Source organism: Desulfoluna sp. CLI2B (genome assembly GCF_056847375.1).
In genome coordinates, this window is the sequence record NZ_CP186557.1 from 4,823,320 (window position 1) to 4,840,161 (window position 16,842).

Here is a 16,842-nt window from a genome sequence, read left to right on the forward strand (position 1 = left end):
TTAACTTCCAACAAGACAATCGTTAACCCACCGCCAAAAACCGTTAACTCGATTTTCCCAGAGTAACCAAAACAATGGGAATTCCTTGCATGAAGCCATGCCAAAGCGTACCATGTGGGTTAACGTTTCGGCCTGTCGGGTACTCTGCGATCCCCACGTGAACAGCCCGGTCTCCTTTCCATCTCTTTTCTGCCAGAACCAGGAGCGTTGACGTGAAGACTTTACTCCGCGAAATGAACGACCACCCGGCCTTGAAACAGATCATCGACACCATCGCCGACGGGGTATTCACCCTGGACATCACCGGACACATCACCTTCTGGAGCAAATCCATGGAGCAGATCACCGGCTTTTCCGCGGATGAGGCCATCGGCAAAACCTGCGGGACCCTGAAGATCTCCAATTGCCTTGGTGTTCTGGGAACCGGAGACCCGACCCGCTGCGGCATTCTGGAAGGAAGCATCACCGGTGCCCGGGAGTGTTTTCTCAAACACAAAGACGGCCACGACATCCCGGCCATCAAAAACGCCACGGCGGTCAAAGATGAAAACGGAAAGGTGATCGGGATCGTGGAGGCCATCACAGATCTCACAAAGCTGGAAAAGGCCCGCACGACCTTAGAGGAGGCCACCAGACGACTTGAGGATCGCCACCGGCTGGACCGGATCATCGGAAAGAGCGACTGCATGCAGGCGGTGTTCATGGCCATCAAGGCCACGGCGGCAAGCCAGGCCACCATCCTGATCCAGGGGGAGAGCGGCACCGGTAAAGAGCTGGTGGCAGGGGCGATCCACTACAACTCCGAACGGGCCAGAGGGCCCTTTGTCATCGTCAATTGCTCGGCCCTGTCGGAGTCCCTTCTGGAGAGCGAGCTCTTCGGCCACGCCAAAGGTGCCTTTACAGGGGCCTCCACCGACCGGGTCGGCCGCCTGGAAAAAGCAAACCACGGCACGGTGTTCCTCGACGAAATCGGCGAGCTGAGCCCCCTGGTGCAGGTCAAGCTCCTCAGGGTCCTTCAGGAACGCACCATCGAGCGCATCGGGGAGTCCCGGCAGCGAAGCCTGGACATCCGGGTCATCACCGCAACCCACCGGAACCTGTATGCCCTTGTGAAAGAGGGAAAATTCAGGGAGGATCTCTACTACCGCCTTAAGGTCTTCCCCATCGGCGTCCCCCCGTTGCGGGAGCGAAAAACCGACATCCCCCTGCTGGTGCGACATTTCTGTCACCGATTGAACGCCGAAACGGACAAAAACATCCAAAAGATATCCCCCACGGCCATGCAGAGGCTCCTGGACCACCACTGGCCGGGCAATGTGCGGGAACTGGAAAATGCCATCGAGCATGCCTTTGTGCTGTGCAACGCCCGCACCATCCTCCCGGACCACCTACCCCTGGAATCGAGGACACTTACCAGATCAGCACTGCCGTAGAACCACCCCTCCCTTCCGGCCCCTGACCCGGGACTGCTGACAGCTCGCCTCCATGGAGCCCCAACGGAACAAGGCCGAGGCCGCACGAGCGACGTCGACCGCCGTCTGGAAGCAACGAATGAAACGATGGGGGATCCCATACCACCAACCCTGATTCACTGATTCTAAAAAGAAATTTTAAAGGGGACAGGTTCTTTTTCCTCGTCATCAAAAATTCGTATTGGGCGTATTGTGTGCGGCCCCCGGGTAGTGGCGACTCAGGAGGTACCCGCAAGCCGCTTCAAAGAGAACAACCCCTCAATGCCTTCGACGGCTTCAGGAATTTTCTCCCGTCTTGTCTGATAACGACCCTTGAACAGGCCGTAGGTTGTTTCCACAAACGCGCGAGAACCGATGATTCCCGAATCCGTAAAGTACCGGGACCGACACATAAACCGAGCAGCCTGAGGCAACTTAAAGCCCGCGGAGGTCTCTTTATCCAGGATCTTTTGTGAAATTTTAGCCTTACCTCTCTTTTCTATGGCCCCCATGTGATACAGAAACTCGCGGTAGCTTTGAAGTTGCGCTGCAGGGTCAGCGCCCCCGAACTCAGGGGTCCCCAGACCTGATGAAAGAAACCCCTCCCGGTTTCCGGTTTGCATCCGGTACCCGATGGAACACCACCTGTATGCCTCCGGTCGCTTGACGATCCCTGCGCGCACGGCGTTCAAATCGATATACGCCAGGCAATTGATCAGCGCATTCCCCTCCTGAACAATGACGCTTTTGAACCGCTCGCCCCACAAGGTTCCTTTTCGCTTCTTCCGTTTGTTGTAAAAGATAGAAAAGGTCTGCTTGATGTCTTTGATGTATGCAGACAGGCTGGTAAACCGTTTCCGGAATTCGCCCAATTGCGCTTCCGGAAAACCGGTGCCCTCACCGTAGAGAAGATGATAACGCCGCACCACCTCCTCGTCGGAGACCATCTCACCAGGCGTCACCACCACGAGGAGATGAAAATGCGACCCCATGATGGCGTAACCCACAGCATCCACGGCATATACCGCCGAATAACGCTGGATAATTCGCACCAGTTCATCTTTCTCAACTTGTTTGAAGGGAAGCCCATCCAGAGCAGTTCTGCTGATCACATGATATGCAACCTTTTGACCGGGGTCCGTTACGACCATACGAGGAATCCGAGGCATCGCGTTCTCCTTTCTGGCCATTCACAATGTTTGCACAGCAAGATTAAATAGAAATGCATTAGAGGATGTTACCCGCCCGACAACTTTCGCATGCAACACCTTAGAAAGTCCAGAAAAAAATAACCTGTCCCCGGCATTTGGAAGTTATCGGGGCCTTGATCCTTTGCCCTGTTTGATATAATCATGTTCTACCAATAAAACGATGATTACATCACTTATCAAAGAAGAGGCAGCCCCATGACATCGAACCATCCCGCTGAGTTCCAGGCTTTCCTTCAGCAAGAGCAACACATCGCCCGAATGATCCGAAGACGCATCCCCAGATATGGCAGCAAAGTGGCCTTGAAGGACAGGGCCGACGGGCCCTGGGAATCGGTGACCTGGGACGAGATGGGCAAAATGGCCGACAGCCTGGGCAGGGCGCTCATCTCCTGCGGCGTCAAGGTGGGGGACCGGGTGGGAATTTTTTCACAAAACCGTGCGGCCTGGACCCTGGCCGACCTGGCGATCCTCTCCGTCAGAGGGGTAACAGTGCCTGTCTACCCGACCAACTCGGCGGATGAAACGGCCTACATCGTGAAAGACGCGGGCATCAAAGTCCTCTTTGTCAACGACCAGGAGCAATACGACAAGGCCCTTGAAGTGCAGAAACAAAACCAGGGCCTTGAGGTTCTTGTGGCTTTCTCTGCCTCTGTACAGCTCAAAGAGGGCACCCAAAGCTTCTCGTTTGCCGAGTTTATCGCCCTTGACCACCAAGAAGACGCCGAAAAAGAGCACGAAAAACGTCTGGAGGAAGCCGCCGCCTCGGATCTCTACACCCTGATCTACACCTCCGGCACCACGGGCCCGCCCAAAGGAGCCATGCTCACCCACGAGAATATCCTCGCATCCCTGTATGGCACGGGGTACCCCATGCCCGTGGAACCCACCGACGTCTCCTTTGCTTTTCTCCCCCTGAGCCACGTCTTCGAAAGGAGCTGGACCTGGTTCATGCTCTCCCGGGGAGCCGAAAACCACTACTGCCACGACACCCACCAGGTAAAGGAGTTCTTTGCCGAGGTGAGGCCCCACTACATGGTGAGCGTCCCCAGGGTCTGGGAAAAAATCTACGGCACCATTCAGGACGGCGTGCAAAAGGCCCCCAACCTCAGAAAAAACCTCTTCCACTGGGCCATACGGACCGGTGGTGAATACCACAGGATCACCAACGCCAAGGGGCAGCCCGATCGATTCCTCACCCTGAAGTACGCCCTGGCAGACTGCTTGGTCCTCTCGAAAATCCGAGAGGTAGTGGGAGGGCGCGCCAAATTCTTCCACGCCGGTGGAGCCGCCCTGAACCCGGAAATCAACCAGTTCTTTGTCAACGCAGGCATCCGCCTGGGGGTGGGCTATGGCCTAACGGAGATCTTTCCCATCTGCGTCTGCACCCCGGAAGACATCGGTTTCGGCACCAGTGGCAAGCCCATCCCCCTCATGCAGGTCCGCATTGCCGAAGACGGAGAGCTCCAGGCCAAGAGTCCGTCCCTTATGAAAGGCTACTGGAACAACCCCGAAGTATCAGTGAGGGCCCGACCCGGGACGAATGGTTCAAGACCGGAGACATCGGCGAAATCACGGATAAAGGATACATCCGGGTCACCGACCGCATCAAAGAGATCCTCATCACCGCCGGGGGCAAAAACATCTCTCCCCAAACCATCGAAACCGCCATCAAAGAGGATCTCTACGTGGAACAGGCCGTGGCCGTGGGTGACGGCAAGCCCTACATCTCGGCCCTTGTGGTCCCCTCCTTCCCCATGCTTGACGCCCTTGCCGATATCCTGGGACTCCAGGGGCTCTCCCGAAAAGAGCTTGTGGCCCACCCGGAGGTCATCGGCTTCTACAGGGAACGCATCGACCACCACACCCGGCACCTTGGACGCGTCGAAAAAATCAAGCGGTTCACCCTCCTTCCCGCCGAATTGACCCAGGCAGCAGGAGAACTCACCCCCACCTCCAAGCTCAAGCGAAAAGTCATCCTGCAGCGCTATGCCGACACCATTGAGGCCATGTACGCAGAGCCCCGCCTGAAGGCATCGTAACCAGAAAGCCTCCGGCGGCGAGGTGAGCCACCTCGAAAGCTCATTGCCATTGCGATTTGCCCTTCGTTCCTCAGGGAAAATCGCAATGGCCTTCGGCTCGGGCTGCGCCCGACATGAACGTTGAGGGCTTGTGCGGGCTGGCTTACAAGCTTCGACGTAACAGGGTACGTCGTGGCAACGTGCCCATTATGGATTGAACCGCACGGCCTCCGACAGCAAGGGGAGCACCCTCAAAAGCTGCATGCCGCCCCCCCCGTTCCACGCACTTAATCGCGGCGACATGCCCATTGAGAGTGTCCGTATCGTTTGTTTCAACCCAAGAAACTGGCACGTTTAAAAAGAACCTGTCCCCATAAAAAACCATAAAAAAAACCCTTTCCCCGCAAGCGGGGAAAGGGTTTTTTACATCCTGAAAGATGTCCGGAAAGGTGCGGTCAGCTTAGGCGGCTGCCTTTTCACCGGCCACCGCGGCCTTGACAACGTCCAGGCCGATGCGGTCGATCATGCGGCCCATACGCTCGGCCTTGTTGGCGTTCTCTTTGTAGTATTCGATGAGGCGATCGAACATGGCCAGAGCCTCCTCGGTGTCGAGGTCCTCGGCGATGATATCAGCCAGGCGCGGGCGGCCCGTGCCCACACCACCGGCCATGAGGGTCCAGCCATCTTTGGTTCCGGCCAGGGAGGCGTCCTTGATGCAGTTTTCCGCACACTGGTTCTTGCAGCCCGACACACTCATCTTGGTTTTGCTGGGCAGCTCCATGCCGTGGTACTTCTCATCCAGGGCCATGCCGATGGTCAAAGCATCCTGCTTGGCCATGGCGCAGAAGGTGGTGCCGGGACAGGCCTTGACGCTTCGTACCACCTTGCCCACGGCCTGGCCGGGGACCATGGCCAGGTCGTCCCAGGCCTTGGGCACGTCGTCCTCTTTGAGACCCACGATGGCGATACGGGCGGCGCTGGTGATCTTCAGGGCTGCGGCATCGTACTTTTCTGAGACATCGGCGATCTTCCTGAGGGTGTCGGGGGTGACCACTCCGCAGGGTACGTGGGGAACCACGGCATAGGTCTCTTTGTCTCTCTGGCGAACAATGGAATTCTTCTGGTTTGTCATGAAAGGTATCCCTATATTATGGACTTAAATCAGTTGGGGTATGAAAATAATATCGGCAGGGCAATCGGATGCCATCCGGCTGCGTCATCGAAGAGCGTCACGGTCCCTGCCCCACCCGGTGTCTCTCTCCGAATGAAGCTCCTGCCAGGGAACCCGGGATCTCTCCACGGAAAATCTATCCTGCCTGTTCAACGGCCTCGCTCAAACTGCGAATGGGTGCCTCGCGGTCCCGCATCACGGGGTGCGCCACTGCCCGGGCATGGGCCTGTGCCCCGCAAAAAGCCCCGATGTCCAGTGGATCAACGAGGCCCGGCGCTTTGATCATGACACGACATCACGGATCAAAGGGGTTTTATATAATTTTGCTTGAAAAATCAAACGTCATGGTTGGATAAACGGCTGGGCCGGGAGGACATTCTCCCGTCCGCCGGCGTCACCTGCCCACGGCCTCGGCACTTGCCTGGCGCAGGATGCGGTTTACCACATGGGCAATGATGGCCTCTTCACCGGGCTCGATGGAGTCGCTTACAGCGGCAACCACAGCTTCCAGGGTCACCTCTTCCAGGGATTCTTCATATCGGGTCGTTCGTGATTCGATGGCGTTCATGCCTCACCTCCGTATATGGGGTTAATGATGCGTTGTACCATCGAGAAATATGCAGAATACGTGCCAAATAAAATAAAAAAGACAACAACCCCTGTTTTTAGGGCATTGCGCGCCACTTCCCTGCCCCGTTCTTACCGTCCCATCGGGACATCATGCAGACATGTCTCATAAAATTGCGACACTGTGTAAAGAAAAACCAGCACCCACGCCGTACCGATACACATTGCCCCACTCTGCCCCGCAACCCGTATAAAAAAGACACACCCTCACCCCAGGCGCCTCACCCGCCGTCGCAGCACCCCGAGGGCCCCGAAGGCACACAGGGCACTCACGCACATCACCCAGGCCAGGGGGCGCAGGCTGCCGTCGTGGAAATGGCTCACGGTGATACCGGCCACCGCGCCCCCCAGGCAGTTGACCACCCCCATGAGGGCATGGGCGGTGCCGCTTTTTTCCGGAAAATACTGCAGGTTCCCGGACACGGTGTTTCCCATGACAAGGCCCAGGGAGCCGATAAAAAAAAGATTCAGCCCCACCGTCACCCAGAGAACTGGGACAAAAAAGGTGGCCTGGATGGCCAGGGCCGTTCCGCACACCACCTGCAAAAGGATCCCGCAGGTCAGAAGGTCCATGGGATGAACCCGCCGGACCAGGCGCGCGTTGAGACGGGCCAAAAGGATCACCACCCCCACCCCTGAGCTGAAAAGAACAGGGAACAGCTCCTTGGACACATGAAAATACCCCATGTACATGAAGGCCGACTCCGTTAAAAACGCATACAGCCCCCCGCAACCAAAGGTGTGTACCAGCATGAAAAGAGGCGAGACAGGGTGAAGGAGGACACCGGCATACTGACGCGCCACAGCCCTGGGGCTCATGGCCTCGGTATGCGGAGCAGGGCGCCCCTCCCCGGGGTAATGCCGGGTCAACACAGCCATGAGAAACAGGGCGTAGCCGCAGAGAAAAAGGAAAATGGCGTGCCAGGAGAATCCGGCGAGAAGGGCCGTGCCCACGGCCGGGGCCACCAGGGGCGCTCCCATGGTGACGGACTGGACCAGGGACATCATGCGCGCCCCCTCCCTGCCCTCGTAAAGATCCCGCACCGTTGCCCCTGCCACCACCGTGGCAAATCCGCCCCCCACGGCCTGGAGAGTACGAAGGGCCAGGAGCTGCCAGACGCTCTTTGAAAAAATCAGCAGAAAGCTGGCCGCCAGGAAAAACGAAAGCCCCATGAGAGCCACCCGCCTGCGCCCCAGACGATCGGACAGCGGCCCGCCGAACAGCTGCCCCAGGGCATACCCGATAAAAAAAGTGCTGATGGAAAGCTCCACCTTGTGAATGGGGGCCGACAGGGCCCGGGCCATGGTGGGGATGGCAGGGATATAGGTGTCGATGGAAAAAGCGGCAATGGCGGACAGGGCCGCCAGGGTCATCACGGTCCGTGTGGGGGAATGTGTCTGTTGCATCACCCCTCCTTAGTCGTGATCTCCCGTGCAGTCAAGGACCTATGGCGCTCTGCACCATGTTTCCAGGTCACGAGTCTGCTCAAACAGGCTCTCCGCCTTCAAGGTGGGGCACCTGGAAACCCTTTGGCGAAAGCACGGAGGCTATCGCTTTACACACGCTTTCGGGGCACTCGCGTGATGTGTGGCACATGGCAACCGGTGTTGCAGAAGAGGCCTGTGTCACTCGTCTGGACATGCCATGGCAGGCCGTTGGAATTCGTCTGACTTTAACCGGGAAAACCCCACGAAAACGGGACACCCACCGGGCACAGGGTTAACGCATTTAGATTTTTGCCTCCGGCGGCCCTGCCGGGGGCCAAACTTTTGAAACGTTTGACAAACAGGTTTTGTTTTTTGAGGATGCGTCCCAGAGAAGGGTATGACCCTCTTTCTTTTTAATTTATCAAGGCGCTTATCTTCAGCACTCTGCGGGGCTGAAGATAAGCGCCTTGATCACCGGAAAATTTTTGCGGAGCTTTTTTCAAAAAGCGACCCGCCGGAGGCAACTGATTTTTTAAATGCGTTGCCCCTGCCACCGGGCATCGAAGCTGTTTACTTTACCTTCAAATTTGATATCTTGGTGACTGTTGTGTTCCCCCATGGTGGTGGCCACAAAAAATTCACGGCACACCCCGGTCTCCCCTGCTGTCATACCGAAACACCCATATTCCGGATGCATGCACCCGCCGGCAGCGCCGCTACGCCTCATCGGCCCTTTTTTCACCGGCCTGGGGCGTTTTCATTGCGGGGACAAAACCGCCGCGAACCATAAGACGACGTGAGTAGCACCATGCCGGAAAACGGCATTGCCCATACCCCCCCGAAAATCCTGGCCCCCGCGGCAAGGCTACAAACGCTTTTCTGGCTGCCCTGGCCGCCGAGCCGTACTGCGGCCTGAAGAGCTTCTCCGCCCGCATGGAGGCAGACAACTTCGCCATGGAAGAGCTGGGTGCCCTGACCCGCCTGGCCCACCAGAAAAACGCCGAAGTGTACGTCACCATGAACACCATGCTCAAGGAGCACGAGCTGGAGCGCGCCCTGAGCCAGCTGGAAAAAATGGCCCGCATCGTCAACCCCGATGCCATCATCTTTGCGGACCCGGCCATCCCGGCCCTGGCCGAAGCCGCCGGGTTCAAAGGGGAGCTCCACCTCTCCACCCTGGCCAACGTCTCCAGGGTTTTTCAGAGGCCATCGAAGCCACAGGCGCCAACCGCATCGTCCTGCCCCGTGAGCTCAACGTGGAAGAGATCAAAGCCGCTGCCGAGGCCGTGCCCAAAGGCGTGGACCTGGAGGTCTTCATCCACGGCGCCCTGTGCTACGGGGTGTCGGGGCGCTGCTACTGGAGCAGCTACATGGGCGGCAAAAGCGGCCTGAGGGGGCGGTGCGTCCAGCCCTGCAGGCGGGTCTACAAGCAGGGACACAAAAACGAGCGTTTCTTCTCCTGCCAGGATCTCTCCCTGGACACCCTGGTCAAGGTGCTCCTGGACATCCCCCAGGTCACCACCTGGAAAATCGAGGGTCGCAAAAAAGGCCCCCACTACGTCTACTACACCACCCTGGCCTATAAAATGCTGCGGGACAACGGCAAGGATCCCAAGACCAAGAAAAACGCCCAGGCCCTCCTGGAGCTGGCCCTGGGACGTTCCGGCACCCACTACAACTTCCTGCCCCACCGCCCCTACAACCCCGTGGACGTCAAGGCCCAGACCGGCTCCGGCCTCATGCTCGGCAGGCTCCAGGGCTCCTTTAAAGCCCCCTGGTTCAGCCCCAGGGAGCCCCTGCTCCCCGGCGACCTCCTGCGCATCGGCTACGAAGACGAACGGGGCCACCTCATCCGCCGCGTCAAAGCAAGCGTCCCCAAAAAAGGGAAGTTCCACATCGCGCCCCAGAAAGAGCGCATCCCCCCCAAGGGAACCCCGGTCTTTCTCATCGACCGCCGGGAAAAAGGGCTCAAAGACGCCATCGCCGAGCTGGCCAGAACGACCGCTCTCCCGACCGGTGACCGCCACCACGGCGCGACTCCCAAGGTGATGCGCCACAGGCCGAAAAAAGCGCCCCGCGCCACCACCCTCTACCTCTTCCGGGAGGACAGACACGGCCCCAAAAACACGGAAAAGGCCACCTGGGTCTCGGAAAAAGCCGTGCCCAAAACCCGCAAAGGGGGCGTGGGCAACCGCTGGTGGTGGCTCTCCCCCGTCATCTGGCCCGATGAGGAGAAGGAGTACGCGGCCCTGGTCCGGCGCCTCATCAACTTCGGCGCCAAACACTTTGTCCTGGGCGCCCCCTGGCAGATGGCCCTCTTTCCCGAGGCCAAACGAAAAGGGCTCCACCTCTGGGCGGGCCCCTTTTGCAACATCGCCAACGCCCTGGCAGCAGAATCCCTGAAACAGCGTGGGTTCACAGGGGTCATGGCCTCTCCGGAGCTCTCACGGGAAGATTTCAGGGACCTGGCCAAGGCCTCTCCCCTTCCCTCGGGCGTGGTGGTGGCCGGGTTCTCCCCCTGACCCTCGCCCGGACCCTGACACCGGACCTCAACCCCCACGACGCCTTTGCCAGCCCCAAAGGCGAAGAGTCCTGGGTGGCCAAACACGGGGAGAACCACTGGCTCTACCCCAACTGGCGGGTGGACATCACGGACAAGTCCGCAGAACTCAAGTCTGGCTGGTACCATGCACGAGCCCATTCCCAAAGGCGTAAAGCTCAAAAAACGCCCCGGAGAGTGGAACTGGAACATCCGGCTGCTTTAGGAAAAAATGCCTCCGGCAGAGCTGCCGGAGGCATATAAACCAACTCGGTATCTGTTCTGCTGTCGTTTGCCTCCGGCGGGTCGCTTTTTTGAAAAAAAGCTCAGCAAAAAACGTTCCTGATACTTGCGAATGTGCCTGGATTGTTTGGGCGGAGCCTTGAAATGATGGTTTAAAACCTGTTTGTCAAACGTTTCAAAAGTTTGGCCCCCGGCAGGGCCGCCGGAGGCATAAGCTGAATCGTTACCTTATTTTTAGTCATCACCCATGATGCTGAACTGGAGACACCCATGGACTGCACCCTGGAAAAAAACCGCGCCAACTGCCCCTGTCCTACGACTGCGACAAAAAAGGCGCCTGCTGCCAGTGCGTCAGCGGCCACGCCACCGGGGCAAAAACCAGCTTCACCACCTGTTCTTTTCCCCCGGAGGCACAAGACCTTTGACCGAAGCTATGCGCACTTTGCACGACTCGTTGCTGAAGGCACCGCCTGAAGCATCAAGGCGCACCCCGTAACCCATTGCCTGTTCCCCCTGCATATGAGGAGGCCCCATGACCGACCACGGCAGCCCGCACCTCGACCGACACCAGGGCACGGCCCTGCTCAAGCTGGCCCGCAAGACCCTGGCCGAAGCCCTTCGGATTCCCTGGGACACAGCGGACGAAGAACCAAGCATCGACCACCCGTCCCTTGAGCGCAGGCAGGCCACCTTCGTGACCCTGACCCGCCAGGGGCTTCTCCGGGGATGCATCGGCACCCTTTTGCCCGTCACCACCCTCCGGGAGTCGGTCCGGGAAAACACCTATGCCGCAGCCTTTCGCGATCAGCGCTTCAACCCGGTGGAGGCCGGGGAATTTGATGAGCTCCACATCGAGCTGAGCCTCCTCACCGAGCCGGAGCCCCTGGAATTCACGACCCCGGAAACCCTGCTCACGTGCCTTCGCACCGGCCTTGACGGGGTCCTCATAAAAAAAGGCGGCGCGTGGAAAAGTACTTTTTCTTCCCCAGGTATGGGACCAGATTCCCAGCCCCGAGGCGTTTCTTTCCCAGCTTTGCCTCAAGGCCGGCCTCTCCAGGACAGCCTGGCGGGAGCCCGGCCTTGACGTCTTTACGTACCAGGTTCAGCACTTTCACGAGTAGCGGCGTCCTCAAGCACCCGCTCCAGGGAGTCGACAATGGTCTCGGGGCAGTCCTCCTGAAGATAGTGGGAGGCGTTGTCCACCCGTACGGTGAAGATATCCGGGAAATAGGTCCGCCATCGGTAAATATACTTGTTGCTGCCGAAGGCGGGGTCCTTCATGGCCCAGACCATCTCCTTGGGCACCCCCCTCAGGAGCTTCAGCCGCTTCTCGATGGAAGCCAGCCAGTCACCGGACTTTCGAATCTGGTGGGGAAACTCGGCGGTGCCCCTTCGGTACTCGTAGGTGGAAAAAGGAGAGAGGTAGGCTGCGATCACGTCGGGGTCGTGCTTGGACGGCCCGGCAATGCCCCAGGGAACCACCTTGCGGGCAAACACATTGTGCTTCTGGTGCATCCACTCCCTGAAGGGCCCCCCCATCACCCAGGAAAACGCCCTGGCGTTCATAGGGGCCGGCCAGCACCAGGTATTCAACAAGAGCATCCCCGCAACCTTCTCCGGGGCCTCCACACCGATGGAGAGGCCGATGGGCCCGCCCCAGTCCTGCATCACCAGCACATAACGATCCAGCTTGAGGTGTCCAAGAAGCGCCTTGACCCACCCGGCGTGCTCCCTGGGGGTGTAGCCGTACCCTTTGGGATGGTCTGAGAACCCGAAGCCCGGATAATCCGGGGCAATGCACCGACACCGCCCCCGAAGCTTGCGGATCACCTTTCGGTAGAGAAAGGACCAGGTGGGATTGCCGTGGAGCATCACCACAGGCACCCCCTCTCCCTCGTCCACATAGTGCATGCACGCCCCGTTCCACTCATACCAGTGGGACTCGAACGGATAAAGCACATCATCCACCTCAAAACGGCGTACCCCAGGCATAGGCCCTCCTGATTGTCGGTGAAGAGACATTGACGGTTCCCATTTTCAAATCGTTGTATTAACATACCCTTTTCTTTTCAGAAAAGGAATACCAGGCCATGGGAATCACCGGAACCCTCTTCGATATCAAACCCTTTGCCGTCCACGACGGACCGGGCACTCAGCAGCCTTCAAGGGCTGCCCCTTGCGATGCGCCTGGTGCCACAACCCGGAAGGCCTGCTGCCCTCGATCCATCTTCTGATCCGGCCCGATCGCTGCATCGGCTGCGGGGAGTGCCGCACAGCCTGCCCGGACCAGACGCCCACCCCGGAGACCTCCCTGGCCCCCGCCTGCCGGGTCTGCGGAGCCTGCGTGGCGGCCTGCCCGGCCGAAGCCAGGGAACTTGTGGGCCGCACGGCAACCGTGGACGAGGTCATGGAGCGCCTCCTCAAAGACCGCCCCTTCTACGAAGAGTCCGGAGGCGGGGTCACCTTTTCCGGGGGCGAGCCCCTGGCCCAGCCCGACTTTCTCCTGGCCCTCCTGTCCGCCTGCGCCAAAGAGAGCCTTCACACAGCCGTGGACACCTCGGGCCACGCCCCGCGGTCCGTGGTGGCCGATGTGGCGGCCAGGGCCGACCTGGTCCTCTGCGACCTCAAGCACATGGATCCCGAAACACACCGCCGCCTCACCGGGGTGCCCAACCAGCGCATCCTCGCCAACCTCAGGTACCTGGCAGGCACCGGAACACCCCTTGCCGTGAGGATTCCCCTGGTGCCGGGCATCACCGACGGCGAGGAGAACCTGAACAGGGCGGGCCGGTTTTTAAGCGGTTTGGACAATCCGCCCCCCGTCCACCTGCTGCCCTACCACAGCTACCAGACAAGCAAATACACCCTTCTCACCCTCCCCTATCCCCTGGAAGGGAGAGACATCGCCCCTGCCCGGCCACCTGTGGAAGCCGCCGCACGCCTCGAAAGCATGGGGCTCACGGTGAACGTCGGGGGGTAAGGGAGGTGGCACATGCCAATATACCTTCTATGGTTAACGGGAGTGGAAAAGCCAGGCCTCCGGCGGCCAGGTGGGGGCACCTGGAAACCCTATGGCGAATGCATGAAGGCAGCCATAATGCCATCGGTCTCGGGGCATTCGCGTGATGTGTGATATGTGGCAACCGTTTTCGCAGGAGAGGCCCATTAAGTTGACAGGGTTAACGCATTTAGATTTTTGCCTCCGGCGACCCTGCCGGGGGCCAAACTTTTGAAACGTTAGACAAACAGATTTTGTTTTTTGAGGATGCGTCCCTACAGGGCATAGCCCCTCTTATTTCTTCATTACCGAAAAGTTTTTGCGGAGCTTTTTTCAAAAAGCGACCCGCCGGAGACTTTTTGGTTTCATTGTACCAACCAAACGATTGCGGGAAGGAAATCCCCCCATCATGGAGACCATTGTATGACACCGCGCGTCCGGAGACTCAAAGCTGAAAGTGTTGCCGCCACCCCGTCCATCTCCATTGAGCGGGCCCTTCTTGTCACGGAGTTCTACAAGCAGGAGGCGGGCAGACACAGGCGCCCCCGGGCGGCGGTGATGCGGGACAAAACTTTGCCCATCTCTGCGAGCATCAGACCCTGTACCTGGGCGACGGGGAGCTCATCGTGGGGGAGCGGGGACCGGCGCCCAAGGCGGTCTCAACGTTTCCTGAGCTCACCTGCCACACGGCCGAGGACCTGCGCATCTTAAATGACCGGCCCATGGCGCGATACCGGGTGGCCCCCGAGGACATCGCCGCCTATGAACGGGAGGTGATCCCCTACTGGACCGGCCGCAGCCTGCGGGACCGCCTCTTTGCCCACGTGCCCGAGGCCTGGACCAGGGCTTACGAAGCAGGCCTCTTCACCGAGTTCATGGAGCAGCGAGCCCCGGGCCACACCGCCCTGGACGGCCTCATTTACGAAAAAGGGCTCCTTGCGATCTGCCACGACATCCAGGAGTCCTTAGAGACCTTAAACTACCTCACCGACCCGGAGGCTGCAGACAAGGCCGAAGAGCTCAGGGCCATGGCCATTGCCTGCACGGCCTCCATCCGCTTTGCCGAGCGCCACGCCGAGCTGGCAGAGACCCTTGCCGCAGACACCGAAGAGGCAGATCGCCGGGCAGAGCTCCGGGAGATCGCCCGCATCTGCCGCAAGGTCCCGGCCCATGCCCCGGAGACCTTCCACGAGGCCCTGCAGATGTACTGGTTCGTCCACCTGGGCACCATCACCGAACTCAACGGCTGGGACGCCATGAGCCCCGGCCACCTGGACCAGCACCTGGCGCCCTTTTACGAGAAAGAACTGCGCCAGGGCTCCCTCACCCGGGAGGAAGCCAAAGAGCTCCTCTGCTGCTTCTGGATCAAGTTCAACAACCAGCCCGCCCCGCCCAAGGTGGGGGTGACGGCCCTGGAGAGCGGTACCTACAACGATTTTACCAACATCAACATCGGCGGCCTGACAAAAGAGGGGCAAGACGGCTCCAGCGAGGTCTCGCACCTGCTTCTGGAGGTGGCCGCCGAACTGGCCCTGCTCCAGCCCCAGTGCAACGTCCAGGTGAGCCATCGCACCCCCCATCGCCTGCTCAAGGCTGCTGCACGGGTCATCAAAAAGGGACTCGGCTACCCCTCCCTGTTCAACGCCGATGCCGTGATCATGGAACAGGTGCGGGCCGGAAAATCCGTTGAAGACGCCCGGGAAGGCGGCACCAGCGGCTGCATCGAGACCGGTGCCTTCGGCAAGGAGGCCTACATCCTCACCGGGTACCTGAACGTCCCGAAGATCCTTGAGGTGACCCTGGACAACGGGATGGATCCCCTCACCGGGGTGCAGGTGGGCCCGGCCACCGGCAAGGCCGGCTCATTGACCACCTTCGAGGCCCTCTACCGCGCCTTCGAGGCCCAGCTCAAGGCCGTGGTGGACATCAAGGTAGCCGTCAACAACACCATCGAGCGCATGGTGGCCCGGTACGCACCGGCCCCTTTTCTCTCTTCGGTGATCCGCGACTGCGTAAAAAACGGCAAAGACTATTACAACGGCGGCCCCCGCTACAACACCACCTACATCCAGTGCTGCGGCATCGGAACAGTCACCGACAGCTTCTCGGCCCTGAAGGTCCACGTGTATGAGGGCACCCGCAGCCTGTCCGGCCTGGTGGAGGCCCTCAAGGCCGACTTCCAAGGGAGCGAGGCCCTGCGCCTCACCCTCAAAAACAAAACCCCCTTCTTCGGAAACGACGACGACCGGGCCGACGACCTCATGAAGCGGGTCTACGCCTCCCTCTTCAACGCCATCGACGGGCGGCCCAACACCAAAGGGGGGCGCTACCACCTCAACATGCTCTCCACCACCTGCCACGTCTACTTCGGCAAGATGCTCGGGGCCACCCCCAACGGACGGCAGGCACACCAGCCCGCCTCCGACGGCACCTCACCCTCCCACGGCGCGGACAAAAACGGCCCCACGGCCGTCATGAAGTCCCTTGCCAAAATGGACCAGGTCAAGTCCGGGGGGACCCTGCTCAACATGCGCTTCATGCCACGGCTCCTGGAGAGCGACACCGACCTCGAAAACCTCACCCGCCTGGTCCGCACCTACTTCGGGCTGGGGGGCCACCACGTGCAGTTCAACATCGTGGACACGCACACCCTTGAGGAGGCGCGAAAACACCCGGAAGATCACCGCGACCTCCTGGTGCGGGTGGCAGGCTACAGCGACTACTTCGTGGACCTCGACGACGACCACCAGCGGGAGATCATCGCCCGCACCCCTCACGACGCCTGGGGATAAATGTCAAAGTGGGTGGAAAAATCAGGCCTCCGGCGGCGAGGCGAGCCACTTCGAAAGCTGGTTGCCTTTGCGCTTCGTCCCTCGCTCCTCGGGCCAAAGCGCAAAGGCCTTCTACTGCGAGTTTTACGGACTGGGTCAGATAAGCGCCTTGATTACCGGAAAATTTTTGCGGAGCTTTTTTCAAAAAGCGACCCGCCGGAGGCAACTCGATTTTTAAATGCGTTGGCCCTGCGACCCCAGGCGTCCCCCCTTGACCCGCCCCCCTGATCCAGCTAAAATATTACAAATACAGGCAGGTATTGGGAATCCTCGTCCCCCCCACTACCCCTTGCCCCCTTCCCCGTCTCTTCGCCCACAGGGTTTT

General features: G+C 59.6%; 12 protein-coding genes and 3 pseudogenes. 10 read left to right on the top strand and 5 right to left on the bottom strand.

Translation table 11 applies throughout. The annotated features are described in order from the left end of the window. The first annotated feature begins 212 nt into the window (after positions 1-212). The gene (locus tag ACOYW2_RS22505) at positions 213-1,433 is read left to right on the top strand and encodes a sigma-54 interaction domain-containing protein (RefSeq protein WP_482768064.1); all 1,221 of its coding nucleotides are present in this window, start codon (positions 213-215) and stop codon (positions 1,431-1,433) included. A 257-nt stretch (positions 1,434-1,690) separates the two neighbouring features. Here the strand turns inward: ACOYW2_RS22505 and ACOYW2_RS22510 are convergent, their stop codons facing one another. Continuing rightward, on the bottom strand, positions 1,691-2,641 hold the full coding sequence (locus ACOYW2_RS22510) for a transposase (RefSeq protein ID WP_482768065.1): 951 nt from the start codon (positions 2,639-2,641) through the stop codon (positions 1,691-1,693). A 279-nt stretch (positions 2,642-2,920) separates the two neighbouring features. On the opposite strand from ACOYW2_RS22510, the pseudogene ACOYW2_RS22515 reads away from it, so the two are divergent. After that, a pseudogene (locus tag ACOYW2_RS22515) lies at positions 2,921-4,150 on the top strand (AMP-dependent synthetase/ligase); the annotation flags it as partial. 179 nt (positions 4,151-4,329) lie between these two features. After that, complete coding sequence (locus ACOYW2_RS22520; protein ID WP_482423812.1) at positions 4,330-4,701, top strand: hypothetical protein; 372 nt, start codon at positions 4,330-4,332, stop codon at positions 4,699-4,701. Positions 4,702-5,140: 439 nt separating this feature from the next. On the opposite strand, the gene ACOYW2_RS22525 is transcribed toward ACOYW2_RS22520, so the two are convergent. The 3 genes from ACOYW2_RS22525 to ACOYW2_RS22535 all read right to left on the bottom strand — a co-directional run bounded on the left by ACOYW2_RS22525 (position 5,141) and on the right by ACOYW2_RS22535 (position 7,885). Next, on the bottom strand, positions 5,141-5,812 hold the full coding sequence (locus ACOYW2_RS22525; RefSeq protein WP_482768066.1) for an NAD(P)/FAD-dependent oxidoreductase: 672 nt from the start codon (positions 5,810-5,812) through the stop codon (positions 5,141-5,143). 433 nt (positions 5,813-6,245) lie between these two features. Next, positions 6,246-6,419, bottom strand: a complete 174-nt coding sequence (locus tag ACOYW2_RS22530; RefSeq protein WP_482418182.1) for a hypothetical protein — start codon at positions 6,417-6,419, stop codon at positions 6,246-6,248. A gap of 266 nt (positions 6,420-6,685) precedes the next feature. After that, complete coding sequence (locus ACOYW2_RS22535) at positions 6,686-7,885, bottom strand: multidrug effflux MFS transporter (protein WP_482768067.1); 1,200 nt, start codon at positions 7,883-7,885, stop codon at positions 6,686-6,688. A gap of 418 nt (positions 7,886-8,303) precedes the next feature. Between ACOYW2_RS22535 and ACOYW2_RS22540 the strand changes: the two genes are divergently transcribed. The 5 genes and pseudogenes from ACOYW2_RS22540 (at position 8,304) to ACOYW2_RS22560 (ending at position 11,809) form a co-directional block, all read left to right on the top strand. Continuing rightward, entirely contained in the window at positions 8,304-8,696 is a 393-nt protein-coding gene (locus tag ACOYW2_RS22540; protein WP_482768068.1) for a hypothetical protein, read from the top strand. A 284-nt stretch (positions 8,697-8,980) separates the two neighbouring features. Continuing rightward, positions 8,981-9,043: pseudogene (locus ACOYW2_RS22545) on the top strand (hypothetical protein); the annotation flags it as partial. A 119-nt stretch (positions 9,044-9,162) separates the two neighbouring features. Continuing rightward, positions 9,163-10,428, top strand: a complete 1,266-nt coding sequence (locus tag ACOYW2_RS22550) for a U32 family peptidase (RefSeq protein ID WP_482768069.1) — start codon at positions 9,163-9,165, stop codon at positions 10,426-10,428. 792 nt (positions 10,429-11,220) lie between these two features. Further along, positions 11,221-11,640, top strand: a pseudogene (gene amrA, locus ACOYW2_RS22555) (AmmeMemoRadiSam system protein A); the annotation flags it as partial. 49 nt (positions 11,641-11,689) lie between these two features. Continuing rightward, positions 11,690-11,809: an AMMECR1 domain-containing protein gene (locus ACOYW2_RS22560; RefSeq protein WP_482771070.1), complete on the top strand. Its 120-nt coding sequence runs from the start codon at positions 11,690-11,692 to the stop codon at positions 11,807-11,809. Here ACOYW2_RS22560 and ACOYW2_RS22565 read toward each other — a convergent pair. Then, the gene (locus tag ACOYW2_RS22565; protein ID WP_482418186.1) at positions 11,778-12,680 is read right to left on the bottom strand and encodes an alpha/beta fold hydrolase; all 903 of its coding nucleotides are present in this window, start codon (positions 12,678-12,680) and stop codon (positions 11,778-11,780) included. The genes ACOYW2_RS22560 and ACOYW2_RS22565 overlap by 32 nt on opposite strands. 88 nt (positions 12,681-12,768) lie before the next feature. Here ACOYW2_RS22565 and ACOYW2_RS22570 point away from each other — a divergent pair, with 88 nt between their 5' ends. Next, on the top strand, positions 12,769-13,668 hold the full coding sequence (locus ACOYW2_RS22570) for a glycyl-radical enzyme activating protein (RefSeq protein WP_482771071.1): 900 nt from the start codon (positions 12,769-12,771) through the stop codon (positions 13,666-13,668). Positions 13,669-14,291: 623 nt separating this feature from the next. After that, positions 14,292-16,478, top strand: coding sequence for a glycyl radical protein (locus tag ACOYW2_RS22575; RefSeq protein WP_482771072.1), 2,187 nt, complete (start codon positions 14,292-14,294; stop codon positions 16,476-16,478). Positions 16,479-16,842 lie beyond the last annotated feature (364 nt).

Coding starts and splice junctions, on each gene's coding strand:
- ACOYW2_RS22510 (WP_482768065.1), bottom strand. CDS start 2,641: ATGGCCAGAAAGGAGAACGCGATGCCTCGGATTCCTCGTATGGTCGTA.
- ACOYW2_RS22525 (WP_482768066.1), bottom strand. CDS start 5,812: ATGACAAACCAGAAGAATTCCATTGTTCGCCAGAGAGACAAAGAGACC.
- ACOYW2_RS22530 (WP_482418182.1), bottom strand. CDS start 6,419: ATGAACGCCATCGAATCACGAACGACCCGATATGAAGAATCCCTGGAA.
- ACOYW2_RS22535 (WP_482768067.1), bottom strand. CDS start 7,885: ATGCAACAGACACATTCCCCCACACGGACCGTGATGACCCTGGCGGCC.
- ACOYW2_RS22540 (WP_482768068.1), top strand. CDS start 8,304: ATGACCCTCTTTCTTTTTAATTTATCAAGGCGCTTATCTTCAGCACTC.
- ACOYW2_RS22565 (WP_482418186.1), bottom strand. CDS start 12,680: ATGCCTGGGGTACGCCGTTTTGAGGTGGATGATGTGCTTTATCCGTTC.